The sequence below is a fragment of the Bifidobacterium phasiani genome, assembly GCF_019331775.1.
Lineage (GTDB): Bacteria > Actinomycetota > Actinomycetes > Actinomycetales > Bifidobacteriaceae > Bifidobacterium > Bifidobacterium phasiani.
The window spans coordinates 1-26,561 of record NZ_JAHBBD010000025.1; the positions used below are offsets into that span (position 1 = coordinate 1).

Genomic DNA, 26,561 nt, shown 5'->3' on the forward strand with positions numbered 1-26,561 from the left:
CGACCAGCCACTCGACCCCACCCGCAACTACCAACCCATCATCCCCCACCCCAACCGTCAACCATGACCCAGGACAGAAGTAAACCATGCCCCAAGACACCCGACAACCATGCCCCAAGACATTACAGAACCTCCAGGAGTCGATTCCGGGTGCACCGTACCGTACCACGGTACGGTACGGAATCAGAATCGTTGGTATTCCGCCATTGTTATTGGGGTACCGTACCACGGTACGGTACCGCGCGGCCCATGAGGCGCGTCGGAGGGACCGTACCGCGCCACGGCGCGCGATGAAGGATGAAGGGGCAGACGGCGTCGACCCGGCGGACGTCGCGCCGGGATTCATATCGCCCGACCGGACCGGCGGCGCTTGATGCACAAGCCGAGTACCGAGACGCCCGACCGGGATCAGCGGCACCGTTCGATCGACCGGTTGATTGATCGGTCAAGCAATCAACCGGTCGGCGCGATTCCGACGCCGTTCAGTCGAAATCCTTGGGGTTGATGACCGCGAGCAGCTTGCCGGAACGGATCTGCCACTTGGAGAACGGCTCGTCCGAGCCGAAGATCACGACGCCCGCGGTCGACAGCCCCAGATTGAGCAGGTCGAGCAGCGAGGGGTCGGAGTCCTCGGAGGCCAGCCACTGGCAGCTGATCGACACGGTCGGCTCATGGCCGAGCACCATGAGCACGCGCACCTTGTCCTTGGTCTGCGAGATCTCGTCGAACACGGCCTGCACACCGCCCTCGTACAGGCTCTGGCGGTAGTCGACCTTCGGATGGTCGCCGAAGGTCTTCAGCATCCGCTCGCAGGTCTGCAGCGCGCGTGCGGCGCCCGAGCAGGCGATGCGGTCGGGGACCAGCTTGAGTTCGGCGAGCCCCTTGGCGACCTTCTTCGCCTGCTTGTGCCCCTTGTCGGCCAGTTCGCGGTCCCGGTCGCCGCCCTGCCCGATGGGCTCGGCCTTGCCGTGCCTCATGATGATGAGGATGTGCCGGTAGTCCTTCGCCGTTTTCGACAGCTTCTTGAGATTGACGCCCATGATGCACGCTCCTCACGTATGTTCTTGTGATTTCATTGTCGCAGATGACGGCCCCCGACGTGGCGGCGCCGCGGTCCGTCGTCGAATCAGGTAGCCGGCGGCCGGCGGCTACGTCGCCGGCCGCCGGACCATCCCCGCGCCTTCCGCCCGATGACGTCCGATCCATCGCGTATGGCGGGAGACCGCAGGGGATGCCGCGCCCGGACGCGGAACGCGACGCCGTCCCGCTGCATGGGCCCGCACCGGGATGTCGGCGGCGCCGTGCCCGGCCACAGGTCACACCGCCGTGCCGACGCCATCCGGGGCGTCGCCGGCTTCGGCCTCCCGGCTGCTCCCCCCGGTTGGCGCGCCCGTGCCGTCCGGGGCGTCGCCGGCCGTTGAGGACTTGGCTGGATTCGCGCCACCGACCATTGGGTCCTCGGCAGCGGCCGTACCGCCGGCCGGTGCATCCCCGGCGGGATCCGTGCCGGCGGTCGCAGCGCCGAGCGCGGCGACCTGACGGTCCAGGTCGCGCAGCACCTTGCGCAGCTTGCGGTCGGAGATGTCGCGCAGCTCGAGGTCCTCCAGCTGCGCCGCGCGCTCCTCGGGCGTCATGGCGTCGATGTCGCTGGTCGTGTCCTTGGCGCCGTGCTCGCGCTTGCGCAGCGCGTCGAACCCCTCGGCCATGGCGCGCGAGACCACCAGGAACCCGGTGTGTCCGATCATCTGGTGGTCGGGGCGCACGGCCAGACCCTGCGCCTTCCAGCTGCGCTCCATCGTCTCCTGGATGTCCGGCTCGGTCCAAATCGACGACTCGCGCAGCGCCTCGGCCAGGCGGCTGATCTGCGTGGTCGTCGTCACGTAGCACACGAGTACGCCGCCCGGGGCGATGACGCGGTACGCCTGTTCGAGGCGGTTCCACGGGTCGAGCATGTCGAGCGTGATCCGGTCGAAGGAATGCGCCTCAAGCCCCGCGGCGACGGTGTCGAAGTCGCCGGTCAGCAGATTCCACCACTCCGGGCGGCGGCCGTAGTACACGGTCGCATTGGCCTCGGCCACCCGTGCGAAGTCCGGGCGCATCTCGATCGTGGTCAGGCGGCCCGACTCCCCCACGGCGTCCAGCAGGTTGAGGCTCATGGCCCCGGAGCCGGCGCCGGACTCCAGCACCGACATGCCCGAACGGATGTCGCCGAGCTGGATGACCTGCGCGATGTCCTTGGGATACATGATCTGCGCGCCGCGTGGCATCGACAGCACATAGTCGGCGAGCCTCGGGCGCATGACCGCGAACTGCCATCCGCCGATGGCGCGCGTGCCCTTCCACGGCTTGCCGGAATCCCGTTCGGGATGCCGGGCGTTGATCTGCGACTCCCGTTTGGCGCTCACCGTCACGGTCACGCTGCCCTCGGAGGCGCCGATGACGGCGTCGTGCAGGATCAGCCCATGCTCGGTCTGCGTGGTGCCGCCGGGCACGAGCTGGTCGGTGATCTTCTTGCCCCGGCGGTCGGTGAACTGGACCTTCTCCCCCGCCTGCAGCGGACCTGTGCGCATATGCGTCCTTTCTGGGTGTGCGATGGCCGGCGGCCTCGGCTATTCCTCATCGATGGTACCGCCGTTGGCGAACTGGGCGTGGTACAGGTCGGCGTAGGCGCCGCCACTGGCCAGCAGTTCGTCGTGCGTGCCCTGTTCGACGATCGAGCCGTGGTCGACGACGAGGATCAGATCCGCGTCGCGGATGGTGGAGAGCCGGTGGGCGATGACGAAGCTGGTGCGTCCCTTGCGCAGCCGGTTCATCGCCTGCTGCACGAGCACTTCGGTGCGGGTGTCGACCGAGCTGGTCGCCTCGTCGAGAATGAGGATATCCGGCGCCGACAGGAACGCGCGGCAGATGGTGAGCAGCTGGCGCTCGCCCTGGCTGAGCTCGGCGGTGTCGTCCTTGAGCACCGTGTCGTACCCGTCGGGCAGACGCCGCACGAACTCGTCGACGTGGCAGGCCCGCGCCCCCTCGACCATCCGGTCCTCGTCGATGGCGTCGCCCTCGTGCAGGCCGTACAGCAGGTTGTCGCGGATGGTGCCGTCGAACAGCCAGGTGTCCTGCAGCACCATGCCGAAATGCCGGCGCAGGTCGTGACGGGTCATGTCGCGCGTGTCCACGCCGTCGATGGTGATGCGGCCGCCCTGGATCTCGTAGAAGCGCATGAGCAGGTTCACCAGCGTGGTCTTGCCCGCGCCGGTCGGCCCGACGATCGCGACGGTCTGCCCGGGCCGGGCCTCCAGCGACAGGTCCTCGATCAGCGGCTCGTCCGGATCGTAGCTGAACCGCACATGCTCGAACCTGACCAGGCCGCGCACGTCCTCGATGTCGGTCGTATGCCCGCGCTCCGGCTCCTCCTCGTCCTCGTCGAGGAACTCGAAGATGCGTTCGGCGGAGGCCAGCGAGCTCTGCAGGATGGTGGCCATCGAGCTGAGCTGGCCCAGCGGCTGCGACAGCTGGCGCGAATACTGCGAGAACGCCTGCAGGTCGCCGAGCGACATCGTGCCGGAGAGCACCTTCAGTCCGCCGACCACGACCACGATGACGAAGTTGAGATTGCCGAAGAACTGCGTCACCGGCATGTTGACGCCGGAGATCAGCGTGGCCATGAACGAGCTGTCGTACAGCTCGCGGTTGCGCCGGTCGAACTCGTCGATCGCCTCCTGCTCCTGGCCGTAGGCGCGGATCACCATGTGCCCGGAGAACATCTCCTCCACCTGGCTGTTCACCGTGCCGGTCGCGTTCCACTGACGGACGTAGTACGGCTGGGACCTGCGGATAATCAGGTAGGCGACGCCCAGCAGGAACGGGATCACGATCAACGAGATGAGCAGCAGCGTCGGCGAGAGCGCGAGCATCATGGCCACCGTGCCGATGATCGAGAACAGCGAGAAGATGAGCTCGCCGAGCACCTGCTGCAGCGACTGGCCGATGTTGTCGACGTCGTTGGTGGTCCGGCTCATCACCTCGCCGCGGGGCACGCGGTCGAAGTAGCGCAGCGGCAGCCGGTCGAGCTTGTCCTCGATCTGGCGGCGCATGCGGTACACCGCGTTTGACACGAGCCGGGTCAGCGTCCAGCCCTGCAGCCAGCGCAGGCACACGGTGCACACGAACACGCATGCGGTGACGCCGAGGATCATGGCGACCCGGGCGAAGTCCACGCCCTCGCCCGGACGGATGTCCATCGAGGCGACCATGTCGACCATGTCGCCCTGGCCGTTGGCCTCCAGCGCGGCGATGGCCTCCTGCTTGGTGGCGCCCGCCGGCAGCATCTTCGAGATCACGCCCTCGAAGAGCACGTTGGTGGCCCGCCCCATGATCCACGGGCCGAGCACCATCGTGACGGTGGCCAGGCCGCATGCGGCGATGACGATGACGACGCGCAGCCGGTCCTGCAGCACATAGCCGACCAGCCGCCTGAGCGTATGCGTGCGCGGCCTGCTCGTGGTCGGCGCCCCGCCGCGTCCCTGTCCGTGTCCGGGCATCAGTCCACCTCCCCGTTCCTCAGCTGCGAATCCGCGATCTCGCGGTACGTCGCGCAGTCGCGCAGCAGCTCCTCATGGCGCCCGCGCCCGGCGATGCGCCCGTTGTCCATGACGATGATCTCGTCGGCGTCCATCACCGTGGAGATGCGCTGCGCGACGATGATGACGGCCGCATCGCGGGTGATCGGCCTGAGCGCCTCGCGCAGCGCGCGGTCGGTCGCGAAGTCCAGCGCCGAGAACGAGTCGTCGAAGGTGAAGATCCTCGGGTCGCGCATGATGGCGCGCGCGATGCACAGGCGCTGGCGCTGGCCGCCGGAGAAGTTCGTGCCGCCCTGGGCCACCGGCGCGTCCAGTCCGTCGGGATGCTCCCTGACGAACCCGTCGGACTGCGCGATCCGCAGCGCCCGCCACATCGCGGCCTCGTCGGCGCTCCGGTCGCCGAACCGCAGGTTCGAGGCGACGGTGCCGCTGAACAGCAGCGCCTTCTGCGGCACGGTGCCGAACAGCGCGGCGAGCTCGTGCGGATCGTAGTCGCGCACGTCGTGGCCGTCGACGAGGATCTGGCCCTGCGTCGCGTCGAACATGCGCTGCGCCAGACGGATGATGGTCGACTTGCCCGAGCCGGTCGAGCCGATGATCGCCAGCGTCCGGCCCGGCCGCACGGTGAAGCTCACGTCGTCGAGCACCGGCTCCTCGGCGCCCGGATAGCGGAACGAGACATGGCGGAACTCCACGACGCCCCGGGGATCGGTCGGATGGTACGGATGCTCGGGCGCGGTGATCGAGGAGGTCGTGTCGCACACCTCGTTGATGCGCCTGGCCGAGACCATGGCGCGCGGGATCATCACCGACATCATCGCCGCCATCATCAGGCTCATCAGGATCATCATGAGGTACTGGATGAACGCCTGCAGACTGCCGATCTGCATGCCGCCGGCGTCGATGCGCAGCCCGCCGAACCACATGATCGCGATGTTCGAGCAGTTGATGATGAACATCATCAGCGGCATCATCAGGCTCATCAGGCGGCCCACGCCCACCATCGTGTCGCGCAGCGCCGCATTGCCCCGCCCGAAGCGCTCGGCCTCGGTGCGTTCGCGGGTGAACGCGCGGATCACGCGCACGCCGGTGATCTGCTCGCGCACGATGCGGTTGAGGTTGTCGAGCCGCTCCTGCAGCTGGCCGAACAGCGGGCGCATGCGGCCCATGAGCAGCAGCGCCACGACGAGCACGACCGGGATGATGACCACCAGCAGCCACGTCAGCGTCGCGTCCTGGCGGACCGCCAGCGCGATGCCGCCGACGAACATGATCGGCGCCTGCAGGATCACGGCGAAGCCCTGGTAGAACATCATCTGGACCTGCTGCACGTCGTTGGTCGCGCGGGTGATCAGCGAGCCGGCGGAGAACCGCTCCACCTCCTGCAGCGAGAAGCCCTCCACGGCCCTGAAGTAGTCGCGCCGCACCTCGTAGCCCAGCCGCATCGCCAGGCGTGACGAGAAGTACGTGGCGACGATCGCGGCGATGATCTGCAGCACGCTGAAGCCCAGCATGATCGCGCCGTAGCGGTAGATCTCGGCGCTGGAGCCGGAGGCGACGCCGCGGTTGATGATGTCGGCGTTGAGGTTCGGCAGGTACAGCGCCAGCAGCGCCTGCGCGATCTGGAACACCATCAGCGCGGCGACCTGCCCCTTGTAGGCGCGCAGATAGCGTGTCATGATGCGGAACATCGCCCGCCTCCTCCCTGGTAGGTCCCCATGCGGTCACGCCCTCCGCGGCGTCGTCGACGGGCCGGAAGACGTGCGCACCACGCTACACAAGGGGGCGGCCCGAAACGGGCCGGGCCGCCCGCCATGGTGAGGCGAGCGGCCCGGGCAAGCCGAAACGACGGCGTGTCACGGACGGTTCCGGCGTCCGACCGGACCGGCGTCAGGCGCGGGCGAACGCCGACCAGCGCCCCTGCGTGCGCGTCACGGACAGCGGCAGGCCGAAGATCGCGCTCAGCCGCTCCGAGGTGAGGCCGTGCTCGAGGTCTCCGGTGTAGACGATGGTGCCCGGCGAGGGGTCGTTGCCGGCCACGTTGGCCTGGTAGGCGTCGGCCTCGTCGCCGCTCATGCGGCCCATGACGGCCACGTGGTCGAATCCGGTGGGGATCTCCTCCAGGCGGTGCGTGACCAGCAGCACGGTGCGCTCGACGTCCTCGGCGCCGATGCGGCTGAGCGCGCGCAGCGCGAGCTCGCGGCCGCCCAGGTCCAGGCCGGTGGTCGGCTCGTCGAGGATGAGCAGGTCCGGGTCGGCCATCAGCGCGCGGCAGATGAGCACGCGCGTGCGCTCGCCCTCGGACAGCTTGAACATCTGCTTGCCCTCGAGGTAGGCGATGCCGAACTCCTCCATCAGCCCGCGGGCGCGGGCCACGTCCTCGTCGGTGTAGGTGTCGCGCCAGCGGCCCGTGGTCGCCGTGAGCGCGGTGACCACCGCGTCGAGCGGATCCTCGTTGGGCGGGAACGCGCGCGCCAGCTCGGCCGAGCTCAGCCCGATGCGGTTGCGGTAGGAGAACACGTCGACCTTGCCGAGCCGGTTGCCCAGAATGTCGACGGTGCCGCTCGACGGGAAGCCGCGCGTGCTCATCATCTGCACCAGGCTCGATTTGCCGATGCCGTTGGGTCCGAACAGCACCCACTTCTCGCCGCGGCGGATCTCCAGGTTGACTCCGGCGAGGATCACGCGGCGCTGCCTGCGGAACTCAACGTCGGTAAGCTTCAATGCGATGTCGTCCATGGACTCCACTGTACTTCGCGCCGCCGCATCCGGCGCGGCCTGTCCGCAGAATGGGTCGCGGCCGTACGCCGCACGCCCGTGCGTGGCCGGGAACGCGAACGGGAGCCGCTCCGGATCGGAACGGCTCCCGTCATATGTCACCCGTGTCGAAGCGCGGCCTTGCTACTTCTCGAGGATCTTCCTGTAGACCTCGATGGTCGCGTCGGCGATCGACTCCCAACTGAACTTGTCGCGGGCGCGCTCGTAGCCGGCCTGGCCCATCTTCCTGGCCAGCTCGGGGTCGCGCATGATCCTGTTGATCGCGTCGGCCATGTCGTGCACGAACTTGTCCGGGTTCGTCGGGGTGCCGGTGCCGTCGTGCAGCTGGTCGATCGGGACCAGATAGCCGGTCTCGCCGTCGACCACGACCTCCGGGATGCCGCCGGTGGCGCTGGCCACGACCGGCAGGCCGCAGGCCATCGCCTCGAGGTTCACGATGCCCAGCGGCTCGTAGATCGACGGGCAGATGAACGCGTCGCAGCCGTGCTCGAGGGCGTTGAGCTCCGGCTTCGGCAGCATCTCCTCGATCCAGATGATGTTGCCGCGCTCCTCGTCGAGCTTGGCGAACGCGGTCTTGACCTCCTCGGCGATCTCCGGGGTGTCCGGGGCGCCGGCGGCCAGCACGACCTGGATGTCCTTGTCGACGAAATGCAACGCCTGCAGCAGGTAGGGCAGGCCCTTCTGGCGGGTGATGCGGCCGACGAACAGCAGCGTCGGCTTGCTGCGGTCGATGTGGTAGCGGTCGAACACGGCCCAGCCCGGATCGTCGTCGGCGGGCGTGGCGAAGTCGGCCATCGTGATGCCGTTGTAGACGACGAACACCTTGTCCGGGTCGACGTTCGGGTACGCGGCGAGGATGTCCTGCTTCATGCCGCCGGAGACGGCGATGATGCCGTCGGCGTGCTCGTAGGCGTCCTTCTCGGCCCAGGAGCTCAGGTTGTAGCCGCCGCCGAGCTGCTCGCGCTTCCACGGGCGGAACGGCTCGAGGCTGTGCGCGGTGATGACCAGCGGGATCTCGTGCAGCTGCTGGGCCAGGCGGCCGGCCAGGCAGGCGTACCAGGTGTGCGCGTGGATGATGTCGGCATCGACGTCGTTGGCGATCTGCAGATCCACGCCGAACGTCTTGATCGCGCCGTTCGCGTCCTTGAGCTCGGCCGGGGTGTCGTAGCCGACGACCTTCAGGCTGCCCTTGGGGTCGTCGCCGGGAATCGCGGGGATGTCGGCCTCGGTGCGGGGGCCGTCGAACGCGCGCACCGTCACGTCGATGCGCTCGGCGAGCACCTTGGACAGCTCCTCGGCGTGGACGCCGGCGCCGCCATAGACCTTCGGCGGGTATTCGCGCGTGAGAATGTCAACCTTCATTGCGTTTCCTCTCTGCGTTGAGTGTGGTGACGTACCGATTCTATCGCGGCCGGCCGCTGTTCCGCATGATTGCAACGATTCGCCAGGGATTGCGAGGGTTTATGAGGGGCAACAGGGGCTTGGTGGCGTGTCGCGCGACGGCTCCGGACGGCTCTCGGCCGGATGCCGGGGACCGGCGGGGCTCCAGCGGAAATGGGGTCATGAGGGGTCGCAGCAATGTCCCCAGAATGTCCCCGTCGCCGCTACACATTGCGGTGTATGACGTATTCATCGGGGCTGACGATGCCATCGCCATCGCGGACAACGATCCGATCACGTTTCGGGCGTTGGAATCGCTACTCGGCCGGGACTTCACCGTGCTGTGGACCGAGCTCAGCGGCAGGACGGCCGTGATCCGCTGCGTCGAGGACCGGCAGATCCCGGACGTCCTCCTGCTCGACATGGCATTGTCCGACGCGCCCGGACCGCGCGTATGCCGCTGCCTGAGAGCCAATCTCGACACCATGCCGATACTGGCCACCACATCGTACCCGCTGGAGGCATTCGCCGAACGGGCGGCCGAAAACAGGGCCCAGGGCATCGTGGGGAAGGCCGACATCGGCGCCATGGCGCGGGCCATAGCCATGCTCGCCGAAGGCATGGTCCTGCCCCCGCCGGCGCGATGCGCGAACGCGGTCTTCCGGCCCGCCGCACGCGACCACGAGGAAATGCTGTGCAGGCCGCTGCCGTGGACGCCCACGGCGCTGCTGGCCTGCAGCCTGCACCTGGCCGCGCTCGTTGGACCTGCGCCAGTACCTGCCACGGGGCAAACGCCGTCGCGACAGGAGAAGGGGACGCGGCGTGAAGGGACCGCACAACCCGATGCGTGTGCCCATCGAACAACGTCCCAGGACGGTGGATTCCAGACGCGAGCCAGGGCATGGGGAGTCCGATACCGTAGTCGAAGCCCGCCCGTCCCGCGCGTGATTGATACGCAATACGAGCGCGCCGGCCGCTAGCCGTTCGCCCGCCTCGTTCCCGACAAGAGCGCCATGGCCACGGCCCGCGCCGAGTACGACATCCACCCAAGGATTCCTCCCGAACTGCGTGTCGACCGCACCTGGGACAACGGGAGCGAGTCGTCCTGCCATCGGCTGGTAGACGAGGCTCTGGGGATGCTCACCTACTTCGCCGCCCCCTACAGCTCCTGGCAGAGGGGCGGCAGGGAATCGCAACGGGCGAATCCGCCGCTAGCCGCCCAAGGGGACCGGCTTCGACTGCCGGCCATGCCGGCGCGTTCGCAGGATTCATCATCGGCTACGCCACTCCCCTCCGTTCATCGGGCAGATACGGGTCCGTATCGTTGACCATGTTCCTACCCGTTATCCAGATGCGTGAGATCGCCGTTTTCGTCGCCCGCCGGGCAGGGCGCAATCGATGTCGGCAAACCGTGGGCGTCGGCGACGTGTTCGTTGCATTTCTCATCGGACAGTGTGTCCCGTCGGTGGATCGAGGTCAGACCAATCAGTGTGATGCGCAGCATGAGAACGATGCCGGAGACGACGACCGTAACCCCGGCTGTACGTCCCGCCTCACATCCGGCGGTATGGATATGGAGGACGCGGAAGAAGACGAACCCGGCGGCGAGAAACAGGACGCAACCGACCGTCAGAACCATCCCGCCGTCGACGCCCATTCAATCCACGAGGTCAAATCCAATCCGTTCGTCATGCGTTTCTTTCGATGTGTTCGGGCCATGGGAGTGTGTCGAACCGTCCGGTCGTGCCGTCGTACAGGAGCATGCTCCCGTCGCCCAAGTGGTTGCCGTGGCTGTCGTCCGACATGGTGTCGCAGTATCGGATGCCGGGCGCAGGCGTGATGGTCGGGACGGGCGTGTGCCCGACGATTTGGATGATGTCGCCGGGCAGAACGCTGTCATGCTCGTTGTGTTCGCCGCGGTCCACCCATAGGGGGCTGATGGTCTTGTTCCATCCGCCGCCGCGTTTCAACCCGATACGCTCCATGAATGTGACGGGATGATCCCTGAACAGTTGGTTGAGCCAGAGCGCGATGTATGCGGCCCCGTCGCCCAACGGCTCCGAGCCGAGGATGCGCCTGCACCAGTCCATCCAGCTCAACGTGACGCCCGCATGCGTGCAAAGCACCTGCCGTCCATTCGGGTCGTCTGCCAGTCGGACGCCGTAGGCGATCTGCGGTTCCAGTTCCAACAGCATGGGGCGGATGGTCCCGTGCGCGCCCGGATTGTAGCCGGGGCTGCAATCCTTCAGCCGGTATGCTTCGATGCTGCGCGGCTGTGTCGTGTATACCACGTCATGGTTGCCGAGCAGCACGCGCACGTCCACGCCGTCACGCCGCCATGCGAGCACATGGTCGTGCAGGATGGCGAACTCGTTGATCTCACCCTTCGCGCTCATGTTCCAGTCGTTCAGCAGGTCGCCGAGCAACACCACCGTGTCCACGTGACGTTCCGTCATGTGGTGTTCGACGGCCGGGCAGACGACGCTCCCCTTGTCGTGGATGTCACCTACGAACAATATTGAACCGGTCATTGTCGTTCGGATCCTTTCATGCTTTTCAAGGACAGGTCGATCCCTCTTCCCGGGGAGGATGCGCGGGTGAAGTCGTCCATATCCAGCCTAATCTCCTCTTCGGGCAATCCGCGCTCCCGGCAACCCGCCCGGTCATCGGTCGGGATTCATGGCTTCGTGGATGATTACGGTATAACAGAATCATGGCGGCATGGCCAGTGCTGGCGGTTTCCCGCATCGCATCCGTCAGGTAGAAGGATTGCCCGAATGGCTTGATGATCCCTTTCCTCGTGTTGTCGTCAGGGGAAGCTCACGTGAGCAGAACTCGAACCCCTCGGCGTCGGCCACGTCGCCGTGAGGAAGATGGCTCACAGGTTCGCACCCGTGCGTTTCCTGTACCCGTCGCCCCACGTCCGCACAAGCTCCTCGAAACTGTCCGCATCGATTTCGTCGTACGTCCACCCGGTCTCCTCGCTCCCGCCGGACGCGTATTCGCTGCGAATCATCGCAATCAGGTCCGCCGCCCGTGGGCTTGTGCGTTGTTACAGGGTGATGCGTTCCTGTTCGGCGACCATCGCCGCGAAGATGCCGCCGTCGCGGTCCCGTAATTCGTCGAGCGTCCCGGATTCGGCGATCCGCCCGTCCTGCATGACGACGATCCGGTCGCCGGTCGCGGCCAACGGGAGCCGGTGGGTGACCAGCACGGCGGTGCGGCCGGCGCACATCGCGGCTATCGAGTCGAACAGCTCGGCCTCGCGCAGCGGGTCGATCGCCGCGGTCGGCTCGTCGAGCAGGATGCAGGGCGCGTCCCGGTACGCCAGCCGCGCCAGGGCGATGCGCTGGTTCTGCCCGCCGGACAGTTCCGTGCCGCCGTACTCCTTGAGCAGCCGGCGCCCGGCGTCGGGGCGGGGATCGTCGCCGAAGGCGAAGGCCAGGCTGCGTTCCGCGCGCCGCCGGTCGGATTCGCCGGGCGTGCGCATCGATATGTTCTGCTCGACGGGGAACCCGTAGATGCCGGGGTGCTGCAGCATGACCGCCATGCGTTCCCTGACCGCGTCGATGCCGTCGGCGGTGAGCGGCCGCCCGTCGATCAGCACCTCGCCGCGTTCCGGCAGGAACAGTCCGGAGATGATGCCGAGCAGGGTGGATTTGCCGGCCCCGTTCCTCCCGCACACCACCAGCGTCCGGCCGGGCTCGACGCGCAGGCTCACGTCCTTGAGCGCGTAGTCGTCCTCGCCCGGGTAGCGGAACCACACGTGGCGCAGCTCGATCCCCATCGGCCCCTCGCCCTCGGGTTCGGCGTCATGTGCGGGCTCGGCGTCGGGCCAGTTTTCCCGCAATGCCATGAACTCGTTCACGTCGCGGAAGAAGTAGGCCTTTTCCCCCAGGAACGACAGGTTCTGCACGATGCCGTCGACGGTGGCGCGCATCGAGACGAACGACTGCACCAGCACCGCGCCCCCGGACACGGTGACGGCGACGTCGGCCGGCAGGCGCAGGATGCCGAACAGCGCCAGCGTGTAGCCGGCGATCCCCAGCAGCAGTCCGGGAAGCACACGCCGCAGCGAGGCGACGCGCATGCCCTTCAATGTGGCCGAATAGCGTGCCGCGTGCTCGTCGAACGCGTCGCGGAGCAGCCCGCCGGCGCGGTACAGCTTCACATCGGCCGCGGACGCGCGGTCCAGCGGCAGCGAGGTCAGGTACTCGACGAACCGCAGGTCGCCCTGGTTCTCGCGCTGGGCGATCCAGCTGGCCTGCCTCATGCGCTCCAGCGACTTCGTGACCGGCACGCCCGAGGCGATCACCAGCAGCGGGATCCACCATGAGACACGCCACAGGATCACGGCGTAGCTCAGCAGGCTGACCGCGCCCCTGAGGATGTAGGTGTACAGGACGATGTAGTTGACCGGCCGCGCCCCGGCCTCCTTGAGGATCGCGCTCAGCCTGTCGTACAGCCTCGAGTCCTCCAGCAGGTCCATGCGCTTGAGCTCCAGCCCCTTGTCCATGATCACGCGGTGCATGTACAGGGTCATGCGCTCGTTCAGCTGGCTGGAGAACAGGTACATCAACGGATACGACCCGCAGTCCAGAGCGAGCACGACGGCCCAGCAGGCGGTCAACGCGACCGTGTCCCCGCCAGAGCTCGAGATCGCGCCCACCGTCCTGCCGGCAAGCACCGACGTCGCCGGGCCGACCAGCCCCTGCGCCACCAGCACGCCCGTCAGCGCCAGCAGCCATGCCGGCGACGCCTTCCACGCATACGGCAGCGCCTGCAGCGTGGACAGGGTCTTGCGAACGACGATTCCGATTCTTTCCCTCATGCCATGTCCTCCCCGTCATATCCGGCGCCGTGCCTGCTCCGCCGTGGAATGCGGGAAGAAGTCCCGATACCTTCCCCGTCCCTCGTCGCTATGATCTCGATCGCCGATTTGCGAATAGAAGATCGCCATGCCCATCTGCCCACTGCCGCAGCGCACGACGCTCATGACCGGTGTCCGTTGAATCGTGTGCGGGTCGCAACGGCGTTCAGAACGTTTGCGTATGTTTGCGGCTCGATATCGTTGTTACCGACGATACTCGGTTTCGACAAAAGCACGGTCCCGAACTGGACACCGACCATATCTCGATGGTCGGCCCGCATGCGTGGAGGGATCATAATCTGGAATCCGTGAGCATGAAGATTGATTGTGCCTTGGCGAATCTGCGACGCTTGTCGTGTTTGCGGTTGTCGGCGGCAGTGTGTTCTTGATTATGTGTAGTGGATTGGCGGTCTTGCAGACACCTATCTGCGTTAGTTGGGGCAGGGTTTCCGGAAGACCCGGAGTATGAGGGGCGGTATTGCAAGGCCGATACTCCGGGTATGGCGTTCCGGCTGCCTCACCTAGCGCAGATAGGTGTCTGCAATGTCCCGAATCCACCACAGTTAACGCATGTACACAACACTGGGTGGTTGTTCGTGTTTGGTGGGTTTGGTCGTGGGTGGGGTTGGGCTTGTGGGGTCATTGGTGGTCGTGTTCGATGAATTTGGCGATGGCCTGGCCGTGGGTGGCGGCGTCGAGTTCGTCCATGGCGCGTCTGGTGTAGGTCTTGATGGTGTTGGCGCTCAGGCCCGTCAGTTCGGATACCTGTCGTGTGGTCAGTCCCCTGGCGTACCAGCGCAGGATCTCGGTCTCACTGGCGGACAGGTACGTCCGTCCAGGCACAGGAACACGTCACGCAGAAAACCACGCACACCCCGGCCCCGACACCACCTTTTGCCATGGCACACCCCCCGAAACGACATCATATGGTCATCAGCCGGACCGTCACGCTCAACTATCCGGTCGTATATTCCATCCAAACAGGCGCATGGGCATCCCGCTGCCATTTGTCATATGTCTGGATGACACGGCCGTTGCAGGCAGCCTCCGACATGTTCGGCAGCTGTCATCCACACGGGCGGCCGAGCGATTGCTCCTGTGCAGAATGCAGATCAGATTCGATTCATTCGCCGATGACGGGTCATCTCGGTGGAGGCGAAGGGTATGCGCCAAAAATACAGGGTTATACACGTAACCGTTGTTGCACATAATTCGGTACAATATTCATGACGATATATGGGTCTTGGAAGGGAGCGCGATCATGGCGCTGACGGCGAGCTTCTCCGATGTGCGCCGCGATTTGTCGACGATTGCGGACAGGGTCATGACCGACCACATCCAGGTCACGGTGTTCAGGAACAACAAGCCGGCGTTCAAGATCGTGCCCATCGACGAGCCGATCGCGGACAAGGGGTATCTGACCCTTGCCGACGCGGTGGACGCCGATTACCATGACGTGTTCGAGGCGCTGGCCCGTGAGACCTGAACGAATCGACACGACCACGGCAATCGCCATCCATGACATGCAGATTGACCGCCATGGCGGCTTGCCCGGGATCCGCGACATGGGCGCGCTCGAGGCGTGCCTGGCACAGCCGTGGGGTAGGTTCGGAGGCGTCGATTTCTACCCCTCTCTGGAGGAGAAGGCCGCCCGGCTGGCCTACGAGGTCATCACGCAGCACCCGTTCGCCGACGGCAACAAACGCACCGGACTCGCACTGATGCTGGTTCTCCTGCGGGCCGGCGGTTCCCCCGCCGTTTTCGATCACGGAGAGCTGTACCGAGTGACGCTTGCGGTCGCGTCCGGCGACATGGACTACCAGGGTCTGCTCGCGTTCATCAGATCGTCATCTTCGCAATGATCGTGGTTTCGAGGGGTAAGCCATCGCTGATTCGCCCTGTTGCGTTATTTGTCGGCAGACCTGGCTGCGGTGATGTCTGACGCACCGTGCATAAGGACCCGCCGGTTCGATGTTCGTCAAGCCTCGAGCCAAGCCGTTGTCACATGGCAAGTCCGCTCGCGGACAGAGAATCGGCATATCCATTTGCCGCGTCGATAGTCGGCTTCGGCAGACGCTGGCCTCGAGGCGGACATCGGCCGCGTCTCGGAACCGTGTCGGCCACGGGCTCATCGAGGACATAAACCCGAACATCGGGTTGTGTCTTGGCGGATTCGCGTCGTTCGTCGTGCGTCCCGGTTATCAGCGGGTGCGTTTTTGATTATGTGTAGTGGATTGGCGGTCTTGCAGACACCTATCTGCGTTAGTTGGGGCAGGGTTTCCGGAAGACCCGGAGTATGAGGGGCGGTATTGCAAGGCCGATACTCCGGGTATGGCGTTCCGGCTGCCTCACCTAGCGCAGATAGGTGTCCGCAAACCCCCGAATCCACCACAGTTAACGCATCAACACAAGCTGCGACACACATCGAGGCCGTTCCGCCCTCAATCCGCATGGAACACGCAATCGCACGGTCAGGGATGGCGGCGTCGGACCGTGTTCCGTCCGCGATCCGCACGGAACGTGCCAGGCGAGCGGACGACGTCGTGCAAGGTTGCTTCGCTTGCGGATAAGGCCGTGCCCATGACGCAGCCGAGATGGATACTGCCCGCGTACGTCCTCGCCGTCACGGGTGGCGTCGCCTCGACGCCGGCCATCATGCCACGGGCGATGATCCCCAGAACCGGAGAGCCCAAGGCCCGGAAGAACCGGAACCCGGTCAGAACAGCGTGATCTCGTCCTGCTCCTCGCGCTCCAGCCAGTCCTCGATCGCCGTGCGCGCCAGCATCGCCATCGACACCCCGCGCTTCTTCGCCTCGTCGCGCAGACGGCCGTGGCGGGAGGCGTCCAGCCTGACCTTCAGATCCCTGTCCACCTCCGCGACGCGTGCGCCCCGGCCGGCGTGCACGCCCGGATCGATCGGCTCGACCGCGATCGGCACGTCCAGCTCGCGCGACACCGACGTGCGCACCAGATGGCTGAGCGACTCGCCCGTGCGCCGCATTCTCGACCGCGCCCTCGTGTCCAGTTCCTCGGGCACATGAATCTTCCACGCAACCGTTCCCATGCGCCCATCGTACCGCCTCGCCGCCCCCGGCCGCGCACCGAAACGCCCGGCGTCATGCCGGATGCGCATGCAGCCGGGAACGGCCCGGGCATTGGCGGCGGCGGTCACAAGGCCCGAGGATGGCGGCGGAAACGCACCATGGCGTCCCGGAAGGGAGGCGATATGAACATCATCGCGCTTCAAGGAAGCCACAACGCGCATGGGTCGTCGGCCATGCTGGCGGACGAGTTCACGCGCGGAGCGCAGGAGGCCGGGCATGCGGTCACGAACGTCGACGCCGCGCACGCCGATCCACCCCTGCACCGGATGCGTGCGCTGCGGCTACGAGGGGCCGTGCGTGTTCAAGGACGGCATGGATGCGATCCGCGAGGCGATGCTCGCCTCCGACATGGTGGTGTTCGTCACGCCGCTGTACTACTACACCGTGTCCGCGCAGCTGAAGACGGTGATTGACCGGTTCTGCCCGTTCAACTCCAGCATCCAGCGCAAGCGCATGCGGTCGGCGCTGCTGGCCGAGGCGTGGGACTCCGACGACTGGACGTTCGAGTCCCTGGAGACGTACTACCGCACGCTGATGCGCTACCTGAACCTCACGGACATGGGGACGGTGCTCGGCGCGGGCTGCGGCACGCCGGCGATGGCGCGCGCCTCGCGCTACCCGCGCCTGGCCTACGAGCTCGGGCGCGGGCTGCGCTGACGGACGGGCGGCCCGGCCGGCGCGGACCGCATGGCCGGACGGTTTCGCCATCCGACACAATGTGCGCGCAATGTCGCCCCCTCGGTGTTTTGATGAGGGTATGAATGAGGAACATGCAAAGATCAGCCGCCTCATCATCGACGGCGTACCGTTTGAATTCACCTCCGCCGAGAACGCCGGCAACACCTTCAAGGAGCTGCACACGGTGCTGACGAAGACCGTGTCCGACCGCAAGGTCCGCGAGTTCTCGTTCTCGACCTCGTCGCATCCGGTCGAGGGCCGGTCCATCGAGGTGCTGATCACCCCGTCGACCAGCGTCATCCTCGACGCGCCGCTCGGCTGGTAAAAGGCGCCGGCAGACGGCGCTCGACCCGCTCGGCGCCGGAGGCCCTACAGCGCCGTGACGAGCGACCGGCCGCGCGGCCGCCGCAGAGCCGCCCGATACGACGGACTCCCCGGACCTACGGATCATGACCGCGATGGCGATTGCCCACCGCGACCACGGTCCGCGGATCCGGGGAGTCCCTGCATATGCGGGCCCTTCCGCGCCCGCCCTGCCGCCGGCCGGGGCGGGCGCCGGCTCACACGGCCGTGCCGTTGGCGTCGAGATTCGGATTGTGCTTGGAGTTCCCGGCCGTGAAGAACAGGCTGACCACGCCGACGGCGAACACGACGGCGATGGCGAGCACCAGCCAGATCGGCCTGCTCGGCAGCCACATCACGACCACGAAGGCGATCGCGGCGATGACGATGAGAATCCAGCTGACCACGCGGAACCACTGGTGGACGGAATGCGGGGACTTGAGCAGCTTCGGGTTGCGCAGCGACAGATCGGTGTCGGCGGTCACCTCGGGGGCCAGCGTCGTGGCGGTCGGCTTCCACTCGCCGTCGGTGCCCTCCTGCAGGCGAATCGACTTCTGCTGCAGCGCGTACTCGTCGATCATGCCGGAACGGGCGCGACCCTTCGTCTGGTCGTACTGCTGCGGCACTCCCCTGCGATTCCTCTTCTCCTGCGCACGACGCTCGGCACGGTTCGGCATGTTCACTCCTTCATGACACTGACGGTTCGTCAACTCCAAGTCACTTTACAACACGACCTGCCGAATGGGCGCAAATCCATCCCGGTTCTCGACGGGCCGCGACATTCCCGCACGCCACCGGCACGGCCACGCGCCTTACTGGACCAAACCGACCGGCATCGGGGGCCTTGAGCCGGCGTGCCGGATGCCTCCTGCCGTACGAGACAGGTAACGGCAGGGACAGTGACGTGGACGGCGGCACCTCGTGGATTGCTGCCCGGAAAACGGGAACGGCATGCGGAAGACCGCCCGAAGCCGGCGCTTGCAGGGTTGAATGCGGACCCTGCAAGCCCGAACGGGGTGGGTGCCGTCCCTACGACATCGAGCGGCGGTCGCCTGCCTACCTCGGCAGCGCCATCGCCCGTGCCGACGCGGCGATCGGCGCGGGCAGCTCGGTCTCGCCGGTCAGGTAGCGGTCAACCGCGGCCGCGCAGGAGCGGCCCTCGGCGATCGCCCAGACCACCAGGCTCTGTCCGCGACCGGCGTCGCCGCAGGCGAACACGCCGTCCTGCGAGGTGGCGTACGAGTCGTCGCGCGCCACGTTGCCGCGCCCGTCGAGCTCGACCGGCAGCTGGTCGACCAGCGTGGTGGTGTCCGGGTGCAGGAACCCGACCGAAATCAGCACCAGGTCGGCGGGCAGCACGCGCTCGGTGCCCGGCTGGCGGGTGAACGGCCCGTCCTCGCCCGGGGCGACCGTGACGACCTTCAGCCCGGTCACGTGGCCGCGCTCGTCGGCGACGAAGCCGGTGGCGGTGGCGGAGTTCTCCACCGTGACCTTGGCCCGGTCCTCCTCGGAGCCGACGAAGTGCACCGAATCCGTGTTGTACAGGTACTCGCCGCCCTCCTCCATCGAACTGGTCTTCTGGTACAGGCGGGCGTAGGTCGGCCACGGCTGGTTCGCCGGCCGCTCGGTCGGCTCCTTGGGCATGATCTGCAGCACGGTCACGCTCCTGGCGCCCTGGCGGATCGCGGTGCCCAGGCAGTCGGAGCCGGTGTCGCCGCCGCCGATCACGATGACGTCCTTGCCCGCCGCGTCGATGCCGTGGACCGGCTCCTTGCCGTAGACGCGGCGCGTGGCGTCCGGCAGGTAGTCCATCGCGAAGTGGATGCCGTCGAGATCGCGGCCCGGCAGGTTCATGTCGCGCGGCACCGTGGAGCCGATGGCGACGATCACCGCATCGTAGCGCGAGCGCAGCTCGTCCCACGAGATGTCCTTGCCGATCTCCACATTCGTGCGGAACTGCGTGCCCTCGGCCTCCATCTGCTCCACCCGGCGGTCGATCAGGTGCTTGTCGAGCTTGAAATTAGGGATGCCGTAGCGCATCAGGCCGCCGACCGCGTCATCGCGCTCGTAGACGACGACCGTGTGGCCGGCGCGCGTGAGCTGCTGCGCGCAGGCCAGGCCTGCCGGGCCGGAGCCGACCACGGCGACGGTCATGTCGGTCAGGCGGTGCGGCGGCATCGGCTTGACGTAGTCCAGCTCCCACGCCTGGTCGATGATCGTGCACTCGTCGTTCTTGATCATCGTCGGCGGCTGGTGGATGCCGAGCACGCACGCGGCCTCGCACAGCGCCGGGCAGATGCGCCCGGTGACCTCGGGGAAGTTGTTCGTCGAGGACAGCCGGTTGTACGCGTCCTCCCACTTCTCCTGGTACACCAGGTCGTTGAACTCGGGGATGAGGTTGCCCAGCGGGCATCCGGTCATGCAGAACGGCGTGCCGCAGTCCATGCAGCGCGAGGCCTGCTCGATCGTCCACGGCTGCAGACCGGACTCGGCGTGCACGTCCATCCAGTCGCGGATGCGTTCCGCGACCGGACGCTCGGCCGGCTCGCGACGGGTCCGTACCTTAAGGAATCCTCTGGGGTCCGCCATCTCAGCGCGCTCCTTCCATAACCTGCTCGTACACCTGTTCCCAGACGCCGGGCGCATTGAAATCGATATGCTCGGCCTCGGCCCTGCGCATGGCCTCGGTCATGGCCACGTACTGCTTCGGCACCACGTGCGTGAACCGCGCGGCGGCCGCGTCCCAGTCCCCGAGCAGCGCGGCGGCGAACGCGGAGCCGGTCTCCTCGGCGTGGCGCTTGACCAGGCCGCGCACCAGCGCGGACGCGTCGGCGTCGAGCGGCTCGAACAGCAGCGTGCCGTGCTCGACGGCCTCGGGGTTGACCTTGCCCATGTCCAGGTCGAGCACGTAGGCGTCGCCGCCGGAGAAGCCGGCGCCGAAGTTGCGTCCGGTCGGGCCAAGCACGACGACCGTGCCGCCGGTCATGTACTCGCAGCCGTGGTCGCCCACGCCCTCGACGACGAACGTCGCGCCGCCGTTGCGCACCGCGAAGCGCTCTCCCGCCCGGCCGGCGACGAACATCTCGCCGGAGGTCGCGCCGAAGCCGGTCACGTTGCCGGCGATGACGTTCTCGTGCGGGTCGAAGCCCACGCCCTCCTCGGGGCGCACGACCATGCGCCCGCCGGACAGGCCCTTGCCGGCGTAGTCGTTGACCTCGCCGTACACGCGCAGCGTCTCGCCGCGCGGGATGAACGCGCCGATGGACTGGCCGCCGGAGCCGTGCAGGGTCATGTCGATCGTGTCGTCGGGCAGGCCCTCGGCGCCGTAGCGGCGGGTGATCTCGTAGCCGACCATCGTGCCCAGCGTGCGGTTGACGTTGCGGATCGGCATCTCGATGCGGACCGGTTCGCGGCGTTCCAGCGCGGGCTCGGCCAGACGGATCAGCTCGTTGTCGAGCGCCTTGTCGAGCTCGTGGTTCTGCTCGGTCGTCTTGTGCAGGATCGTGCCGGGCACCGGGCCGGGCTGCATCAGCACGTTGCTCAGGTCGATGCCGTCGGCCTTCCAGCGGCCGACCGCCTCGTCCTGGTCGAGGCACTCGACGTGGCCGACGGCCTCCTCGAGCGTGCGGAAGCCGAGCTGGGCGAGCAGCTCGCGCACCTCCTCGGCGACGAACATGAAGAAGTTGACCACGTGCTCGGGCTTGCCGGTGAACCGCGCGCGCAGCTCGGGGTCCTGCGTGGCGATGCCCTGCGGACAGGTGTTCTTCTGGCAGGCGCGCATCATCACGCAGCCCTCGACGATCAGCGCCGCGGTGGCGAAGCCGAACTCCTCGGCGCCCAGCAGCGCGGCGACCATCACGTCGCGGCCGGTCTTCAGCTCGCCGTCGCACTGCACGGTGACGCGCGAGCGCAGGCCGTTGAGGATCAGCGTCTGCTGGGTCTCCGACAGGCCGATCTCCCAGGGGGTGCCGGCGTGCTTGATCGCGTTGAGCGGGGCCGCGCCGGTGCCGCCGTCGTAGCCGGAGATCAGCACCACGTCGGCATGGCACTTGGCCACGCCGGCGGCGATCGTGCCGACGCCGAACTCCGAGACGAGCTTGACGTGGATGCGGGCCTTCGGATTGGCCATCTTCGCGTCGTTGATCAGCTGCTTCAGGTCCTCGATCGAGTAGATGTCGTGGTGCGGCGGCGGGGAGATGAGCTCCACGCCGGGCGTCGAGTGGCGCACCTTGGCGATCCACGGCGGCACCTTGGCGCCGGGCAGGTGGCCGCCCTCGCCGGGCTTGGCGCCCTGCGCCAGCTTGATCTGCAGGTCGGTGGCGTGCACCAGGTAGTCGCTGGTCACGCCGAAGCGCGCCGAGGCGATCTGCTTGATGCGGCTGTAGCGCAGCGGGTCGTTGATGCGGTCGTCGGACTCGCCGCCCTCGCCGGAGTTCGAGCGCGCGCCGATCATGTTCATCGCGATGGCGAGCGTCTCGTGCGCCTCCTGCGAGATGGAGCCGTAGCTCATCGCACCGGTGGAGAAGCGCTTGACGATCTCGCTGGCCGGCTCGACCTCGTCGATCGGGATCGGCTTGCGCGTCGGCCTGAACTTCATCAGGCCGCGCAGCGTCATCAGGCGGTTCGACGTGTCGTTGACGTGCGCCGAGTACTTCTTGAACATCCCGTAGTCGCCGCGCTGGGTGGACTGCTGCAGCAGGAAGATCGCCTCGGGGTCGTTCAGGTGGTCCTCGCCGGTGCGGCGCCACTTGTAGTCGCCGCCGGTCTGCAGCGCGTTGTGCGCGGTGACGTTCCACTGGTTCGGGTAGGCCACGCGGTGGCGCACGGCCACCTCCTCGGCGATCTCGTCGAGCCCGACGCCGCCGACCTGGGAGGTGGTGCCGGCGAAGTAGCGGTCGATGACGTCCCGGCTCAGGCCCACGGCCTCGAACAGCTGCGCGCCGCGGTAGCTCATGATCGTCGAGACGCCCATCTTGCTCATGATCTTGAGCACGCCGACCGACAGCGCCCGGGTCAGGTTCGTCACGGCCGTGGCCGCGTCGACCTTGAGGTAGCCGCGCGCGGCGAGGTCCTCGACCGACTCGAAGGCCAGGTACGGGTTCACGCAGGCCGCGCCGTAGGCGACCAGCAGCGCGACGTGGTGGATCTCGCGCACGTCGCCGGCCTCGACGGCCAGCGAAACCTGGGTGCGCGTGTGGCGGCGCAGCAGGTGGTGCTGCACCGCGGAGGTGAGCAGCAGCGACGGGATCGGGCCCCACGTGTGGTTCGAGCCGCGGTCGGAGAGCACGATGAAGTTCGAGCCGCCGGCGATGGCCTCGTCGATCTCGGCGAAGATCTCCTCGAGCCGGGCCTCCAGCGCCTTGCCGCCACCGGCGACCTGGTACAGGCCCCTGACGATGTACGGCTTGTAGTAGCCCTCGAGGATGGCCGCGCGGTCGAGGCGCTTGAGCTGCGCCATCTCCTCGGAGTTGATGACCGGCAGCGGGATCAGGATCTTCTTGGCGTGCAGCTCGCTGTCCTCCAGCAGGTTCGGCTCCGGGCCAATCGCCGACTCCAGGCAGGTGACGATCTCCTCGCGCTCCCAGTCGAGCGGCGGGTTGGTGACCTGCGCGAACTTCTGCGTGAAGTAGTCGAACAGCATGCGGCTGCGCTTGGAGAGCACGGCGAGCGGCGCGTCGTTGCCCATCGAGCCGAGCGGCTCCTTGCCGGTCTCGGCCATCGGCGCCAGGACCAGCTTGATGTCCTCCTCGGTGTAGCCGAACGCGCGCTGGCGGCGCAGCACCGACTCGAAGGAGTGGTTGACGTGCTCGCGGGCCGGCAGCTCGCTCATGCGCACGGTGTTGCCCTCGACCCACTGGCGGTACGGGTGCTGCGAGGCCAGCGTGCGCTTGATCTCCTCGTCGGGGATGATGCGGCCCTCGTCGGTGTCCACCAGGAACATCCGGCCCGGCTCCAGGCGGCCCTTGGCCACGACGTGCGCCTGCTCGATGCCGGGCAGCACGCCCGCCTCCGAGGCCAGCACCAGGATGCCGTTGTCGGCCAGCTGCCAGCGGCCCGGGCGGAAGCCGTTGCGGTCGAGCAGCGCGCCGACCTGCGTGCCGTCGGTGAAGATGATGTGAGCCGGGCCGTCCCACGGCTCGATCAGCGTGTTGTTGTACTCGTAGAACGCGCGCACGTCCGGGTCGAGCGAGGGGTCGTTCTCCCAGGCGGGCGGCAGCATCATCGAGATGGCGTGCGGCAGGCTGCGGCCGGCCAGGTGCAGCAGCTCCAGGCACTCGTCGAAGGTGCCGGAGTCCGAGTAGCCGGGCGTGTTGATCGGCAGCAGCGGCTCGAACTCGCCCAGCAGCTCGGAGCTCAGGCGGCCCTCGCGGGCGGACAGCCAGTTGCGGTTGCCCTGGATCGTGTTGATCTCGCCGTTGTGGGCGATCAGGCGGAACGGCTGGGCCAGCGGCCAGCTCGGGAACGTGTTCGTCGAGAAGCGCGAGTGGACGATGGCGACGCGCGCCTTCATCCGCGCGTCGTTGAGGTCGGGGAAGAACGACGTCAGCTGCATCGTCGTGAGCATGCCCTTGTAGGTGATGGTGCGCGAGGACAGCGAGGCGAAGTACACGCCGACCTCGTGCTCGGCGCGCTTGCGCACGCGGAACACCTTGCGCTCCAGGTCGAGCCCGCCCAGCCCGCCGTCCGGGGCGGCGAGCACCAGCGTGACGAACGCGGGCATCGTGGCGAGCGCCTGCAGGCCCAGGCCGTCGGGGTTGGTGGGCACGCCGCGCCAGGCGAGCACCTCGAGGCCCTCCTCGGCGGCGATGGCGGCGATGGCCTGCTCCTGGCGGCCGGAGGCGGCGATGTCGCGGTCGAGGAACGCGATGCCCGCGGCGTAGTGGCCGGCCTCGGGCAGTTCGGCGTCGACGACGGCCCGCATGAACTCGTCGGGCATGCTCATCAGGATGCCCGCGCCGTCGCCGGTGTTCTCCTCGGCGCCGACCGCGCCGCGGTGGTTGAGGTTGACGAGCACTTCGATGGCCTGGTCGACGACGCTCCGCTCGGCCCGGCGATTCAGGGTGGTGACCATGCCGACGCCGCAGGCGTCGTGCTCGGAGGCGGGATCATACAGTCCCTCCTTGCGGTGGATGGTCAAATCTAGCGGGGCGTTGAACGTCACCGGAATCACCTCTCCCTAGGGCGGGCGGATGGCGCCCGCCGTCCCTACACACTTTGCCCTCGCAGTGTACAGCCACCCTGTATCGAAAGGGTTTCATACGCCCATATACCGAAGTCGCGCAAATGTCAATACCCCGCGCAAAGCGACTGATTCCAACGGTTCCGTTTTTGAACTCATGCCGTCCGCATAGTGGACGCGCGCGGTGCGCCTCGCCTGCGGACGGCGCATGCGGCGGCGTGGTTCGCACCGTCCGCGGCGCGCCCGCGGGGAGCGACGTCCGCTGGGCTGCGGAGCGGCGCCTTGCGTAGTCGTGTCGGTTGCGGAGCGTCCACAAGGCGGCGATGTCCGTTGCACGGCGGAGGGCGCGGCCGTTTGCGCCGGGTCGCGGCGGCTGCGGAGCGTCCCGCGGCGCTGGGCGTGTCGGGACGCGGCCGCCGCGCCCAGCGTATCCGGTCATATCCGGCGCATCCGATGTCGTCGGCCGCGCCGGACGACGTCACAGCCCGCAGATGTCGAACATGCGTTCGATGACGGTGTCGTTGAGCAGGCGGCCGCGCAGCGTCGGCGCCAGCCGGTCGCCGCGGCGCTCGACGAGTCCCTCGCGTTCCAGCGCGGCGATGCCGGTCTCGTCGGGGCGCGCCGGCAGCGCCGCGAGGTCGAGCCCCTCGCGCAGGCGCAGCCCGAGCATGATCGTCTCCTCGAGCGACTCGGCGCCGGAGATCCGCTCGCTGTCCGCCCACGGCACCTCGCCGGCGGCGATGCGCCGCCCCCAGGTCCGGGGGTGCGCGACGTCCCAGGCGCGCAGCCCGGCCGCGGGCTCCGGGCCGGCCGCCGCGTAGTGGCTGTGCGCGCCCGGCCCGATGCCGGCCCAGTCGACGTTGCGCCAGTAGCCGAGGTTGTGCCGGCTCTCGAATCCGGGGCGCGCCCAGTTCGAGATCTCGTACCAGCGCAGTCCCGCCGCCGAGAACAGCGCGTCGGCGATCTCGTACTTCGCGGCCTCGTCGTCGTCATCGGGCTTGGGCAGCAGGCCCGCCGCGATCCGCCGGCCCATCGTCGTCGCCGGCTCGACGGTCAGCGCGTACGCGGAGCAGTGGTCGACCCCCAGGCCGATCGCCGCCTCCACCGAGGTGCGCCAGTCGTCGAGGCTCTCCCCCGGCGCCCCGTAGATCAGGTCGACCGAGCTGCGCAGGCCCGCGGCGTCGGCGGCGCGCACGCCCGCCTCGACGTTCGCCGGCGTATGCGTGCGGTCGAGCGTGCGCAGCACGTGCGGGACCGCCGACTGCATGCCGAAGGAGACGCGGGTGAACCCGCCGGCGGCCAGCGCGTCGATGTAGGCGGCGTCGACGGTGTCCGGATTGGCCTCGGTGGTGATCTCCGCGCCGTCCTCGACGCCCCACAGGTCGCGGACCGCATCCAGCATGGCGACCAGGTCGGCGGCGGGGAGGATGGTGGGCGTGCCGCCGCCGAAGAACACGGTCGAGGCGGGCGGCTCGGCGACGCCGTGGCGCTCCTGCCAGCCGCGCACCAGCCGCATCTCGCGGATCGCCATCGCCGCGTAGTTGCCGCGCGACGCGCCGCCGCCCAGATCCGTCGCCGTGTATGTGTTGAAGTCGCAGTAGCCGCAGCGGCGCAAGCAGAATGGAACGTGGATGTAGACTTCGAAACTCATA

The 26,561-nt window shown here is 67.6% G+C and carries 18 protein-coding genes and 3 pseudogenes; 6 read left to right on the forward strand and 15 right to left on the reverse strand.

Features of this window, described 5'->3' with window-relative positions:
• Positions 1 to 482: 482 nt before the first annotated feature.
• The 6 genes and pseudogenes from KIH73_RS09130 to glgA all read right to left on the reverse strand — a co-directional run bounded on the left by KIH73_RS09130 (position 483) and on the right by glgA (position 8,717).
• Positions 483 to 1,040: a SixA phosphatase family protein gene (locus KIH73_RS09130; protein ID WP_219082772.1), complete on the reverse strand. Its 558-nt coding sequence runs from the start codon at positions 1,038 to 1,040 to the stop codon at positions 483 to 485.
• Positions 1,041 to 1,523: 483 nt separating this feature from the next.
• Positions 1,524 to 2,570 (reverse strand): annotated as a pseudogene (locus tag KIH73_RS09135) (tRNA (adenine-N1)-methyltransferase); the annotation flags it as partial.
• A gap of 39 nt (positions 2,571 to 2,609) precedes the next feature.
• A complete protein-coding gene (locus KIH73_RS09140) occupies positions 2,610 to 4,538 on the reverse strand; it encodes an ABC transporter ATP-binding protein (RefSeq protein WP_219082773.1) in 1,929 nt (642 codons plus the stop codon).
• Positions 4,538 to 6,256: an ABC transporter ATP-binding protein gene (locus KIH73_RS09145; RefSeq protein ID WP_236022697.1), complete on the reverse strand. Its 1,719-nt coding sequence runs from the start codon at positions 6,254 to 6,256 to the stop codon at positions 4,538 to 4,540. Before KIH73_RS09145 ends, KIH73_RS09140 begins: the two co-directional genes overlap by 1 nt.
• A 211-nt stretch (positions 6,257 to 6,467) precedes the next feature.
• Entirely contained in the window at positions 6,468 to 7,316 is an 849-nt protein-coding gene (locus KIH73_RS09150; protein WP_219082778.1) for an ABC transporter ATP-binding protein, read from the reverse strand.
• Between the two features lie 162 nt (positions 7,317 to 7,478).
• Complete coding sequence (glgA, locus tag KIH73_RS09155; protein WP_219082780.1) at positions 7,479 to 8,717, reverse strand: glycogen synthase; 1,239 nt, start codon at positions 8,715 to 8,717, stop codon at positions 7,479 to 7,481.
• Between the two features lie 227 nt (positions 8,718 to 8,944).
• Here glgA and KIH73_RS11000 point away from each other — a divergent pair.
• Positions 8,945 to 9,298: pseudogene (locus KIH73_RS11000) on the forward strand (response regulator); the annotation flags it as partial.
• A gap of 190 nt (positions 9,299 to 9,488) precedes the next feature.
• A pseudogene (locus KIH73_RS09165) lies at positions 9,489 to 9,947 on the forward strand (IS30 family transposase); the annotation flags it as partial.
• A 124-nt stretch (positions 9,948 to 10,071) separates the two neighbouring features.
• Here the strand turns inward: KIH73_RS09165 and KIH73_RS09170 are convergent.
• The 4 genes from KIH73_RS09170 to KIH73_RS09185 all read right to left on the reverse strand — a co-directional run bounded on the left by KIH73_RS09170 (position 10,072) and on the right by KIH73_RS09185 (position 14,448).
• Positions 10,072 to 10,392 carry a hypothetical protein gene (locus tag KIH73_RS09170; protein WP_219082782.1) on the reverse strand — a complete coding sequence of 107 codons (321 nt, stop codon included), beginning with the start codon at positions 10,390 to 10,392 and terminating at the stop codon, positions 10,072 to 10,074.
• Positions 10,393 to 10,423: 31 nt separating this feature from the next.
• Positions 10,424 to 11,266 (reverse strand): metallophosphoesterase family protein, encoded by an 843-nt coding sequence (locus KIH73_RS09175; protein WP_219082785.1) that lies wholly within the window; start codon positions 11,264 to 11,266, stop codon positions 10,424 to 10,426.
• Positions 11,267 to 11,787: 521 nt separating this feature from the next.
• Positions 11,788 to 13,566: an ATP-binding cassette domain-containing protein gene (locus KIH73_RS09180; RefSeq protein WP_219082787.1), complete on the reverse strand. Its 1,779-nt coding sequence runs from the start codon at positions 13,564 to 13,566 to the stop codon at positions 11,788 to 11,790.
• A gap of 678 nt (positions 13,567 to 14,244) precedes the next feature.
• Positions 14,245 to 14,448, reverse strand: coding sequence for a response regulator transcription factor (locus tag KIH73_RS09185; RefSeq protein ID WP_219082790.1), 204 nt, complete (start codon positions 14,446 to 14,448; stop codon positions 14,245 to 14,247).
• A 418-nt stretch (positions 14,449 to 14,866) separates the two neighbouring features.
• Here KIH73_RS09185 and KIH73_RS09190 point away from each other — a divergent pair, with 418 nt between their 5' ends.
• Entirely contained in the window at positions 14,867 to 15,091 is a 225-nt protein-coding gene (locus KIH73_RS09190) for a type II toxin-antitoxin system prevent-host-death family antitoxin (RefSeq protein WP_219082792.1), read from the forward strand.
• Positions 15,081 to 15,467 carry a type II toxin-antitoxin system death-on-curing family toxin gene (locus KIH73_RS09195; RefSeq protein ID WP_338023994.1) on the forward strand — a complete coding sequence of 129 codons (387 nt, stop codon included), beginning with the start codon at positions 15,081 to 15,083 and terminating at the stop codon, positions 15,465 to 15,467. Before KIH73_RS09190 ends, KIH73_RS09195 begins: the two co-directional genes overlap by 11 nt.
• A gap of 854 nt (positions 15,468 to 16,321) precedes the next feature.
• Here KIH73_RS09195 and KIH73_RS09200 read toward each other — a convergent pair.
• Positions 16,322 to 16,669, reverse strand: coding sequence for a hypothetical protein (locus KIH73_RS09200; RefSeq protein ID WP_219082796.1), 348 nt, complete (start codon positions 16,667 to 16,669; stop codon positions 16,322 to 16,324).
• 256 nt (positions 16,670 to 16,925) lie between these two features.
• Here KIH73_RS09200 and KIH73_RS09205 point away from each other — a divergent pair, with 256 nt between their 5' ends.
• The gene (locus KIH73_RS09205; protein ID WP_219082798.1) at positions 16,926 to 17,366 is read left to right on the forward strand and encodes a flavodoxin family protein; all 441 of its coding nucleotides are present in this window, start codon (positions 16,926 to 16,928) and stop codon (positions 17,364 to 17,366) included.
• A 100-nt stretch (positions 17,367 to 17,466) separates the two neighbouring features.
• A complete protein-coding gene (locus tag KIH73_RS09210) occupies positions 17,467 to 17,712 on the forward strand; it encodes a hypothetical protein (RefSeq protein WP_219082800.1) in 246 nt (81 codons plus the stop codon).
• Positions 17,713 to 17,947: 235 nt separating this feature from the next.
• On the opposite strand, the gene KIH73_RS09215 is transcribed toward KIH73_RS09210, so the two are convergent.
• The 4 genes from KIH73_RS09215 to hemW all read right to left on the reverse strand — a co-directional run bounded on the left by KIH73_RS09215 (position 17,948) and on the right by hemW (position 26,560).
• A complete protein-coding gene (locus KIH73_RS09215) occupies positions 17,948 to 18,406 on the reverse strand; it encodes a tripartite tricarboxylate transporter TctB family protein (protein ID WP_219082802.1) in 459 nt (152 codons plus the stop codon).
• A 379-nt stretch (positions 18,407 to 18,785) separates the two neighbouring features.
• Positions 18,786 to 20,318, reverse strand: a complete 1,533-nt coding sequence (locus KIH73_RS09220) for a glutamate synthase subunit beta (RefSeq protein ID WP_219082805.1) — start codon at positions 20,316 to 20,318, stop codon at positions 18,786 to 18,788.
• A 1-nt stretch (position 20,319) separates the two neighbouring features.
• Positions 20,320 to 24,891 (reverse strand): glutamate synthase large subunit, encoded by a 4,572-nt coding sequence (gene gltB, locus KIH73_RS09225; protein ID WP_219082807.1) that lies wholly within the window; start codon positions 24,889 to 24,891, stop codon positions 20,320 to 20,322.
• A gap of 496 nt (positions 24,892 to 25,387) precedes the next feature.
• The gene (gene hemW / locus KIH73_RS09230) at positions 25,388 to 26,560 is read right to left on the reverse strand and encodes a radical SAM family heme chaperone HemW (protein ID WP_219082809.1); all 1,173 of its coding nucleotides are present in this window, start codon (positions 26,558 to 26,560) and stop codon (positions 25,388 to 25,390) included.
• Position 26,561 lies beyond the last annotated feature (1 nt).

Excerpts from the sequence above, each read along its gene's own strand:
- KIH73_RS09130 (WP_219082772.1), bottom strand. The coding sequence starts at position 1,040 with ATGGGCGTCAATCTCAAGAAGCTGTCGAAAACGGCGAAGGACTACCGG.
- KIH73_RS09140 (WP_219082773.1), bottom strand. The coding sequence starts at position 4,538 with ATGCCCGGACACGGACAGGGACGCGGCGGGGCGCCGACCACGAGCAGG.
- KIH73_RS09145 (WP_236022697.1), bottom strand. The coding sequence starts at position 6,256 with ATGACACGCTATCTGCGCGCCTACAAGGGGCAGGTCGCCGCGCTGATG.
- KIH73_RS09150 (WP_219082778.1), bottom strand. The coding sequence starts at position 7,316 with ATGGACGACATCGCATTGAAGCTTACCGACGTTGAGTTCCGCAGGCAG.
- glgA (WP_219082780.1), bottom strand. The coding sequence starts at position 8,717 with ATGAAGGTTGACATTCTCACGCGCGAATACCCGCCGAAGGTCTATGGC.
- KIH73_RS09170 (WP_219082782.1), bottom strand. The coding sequence starts at position 10,392 with ATGGGCGTCGACGGCGGGATGGTTCTGACGGTCGGTTGCGTCCTGTTT.
- KIH73_RS09175 (WP_219082785.1), bottom strand. The coding sequence starts at position 11,266 with ATGACCGGTTCAATATTGTTCGTAGGTGACATCCACGACAAGGGGAGC.
- KIH73_RS09180 (WP_219082787.1), bottom strand. The coding sequence starts at position 13,566 with ATGAGGGAAAGAATCGGAATCGTCGTTCGCAAGACCCTGTCCACGCTG.
- KIH73_RS09190 (WP_219082792.1), top strand. The coding sequence starts at position 14,867 with ATGGCGCTGACGGCGAGCTTCTCCGATGTGCGCCGCGATTTGTCGACG.
- KIH73_RS09200 (WP_219082796.1), bottom strand. The coding sequence starts at position 16,669 with ATGGGAACGGTTGCGTGGAAGATTCATGTGCCCGAGGAACTGGACACG.
- KIH73_RS09205 (WP_219082798.1), top strand. The coding sequence starts at position 16,926 with ATGCGGTCACGAACGTCGACGCCGCGCACGCCGATCCACCCCTGCACC.
- KIH73_RS09210 (WP_219082800.1), top strand. The coding sequence starts at position 17,467 with ATGAATGAGGAACATGCAAAGATCAGCCGCCTCATCATCGACGGCGTA.
- KIH73_RS09215 (WP_219082802.1), bottom strand. The coding sequence starts at position 18,406 with ATGCCGAACCGTGCCGAGCGTCGTGCGCAGGAGAAGAGGAATCGCAGG.
- KIH73_RS09220 (WP_219082805.1), bottom strand. The coding sequence starts at position 20,318 with ATGGCGGACCCCAGAGGATTCCTTAAGGTACGGACCCGTCGCGAGCCG.
- hemW (WP_219082809.1), bottom strand. The coding sequence starts at position 26,560 with ATGAGTTTCGAAGTCTACATCCACGTTCCATTCTGCTTGCGCCGCTGC.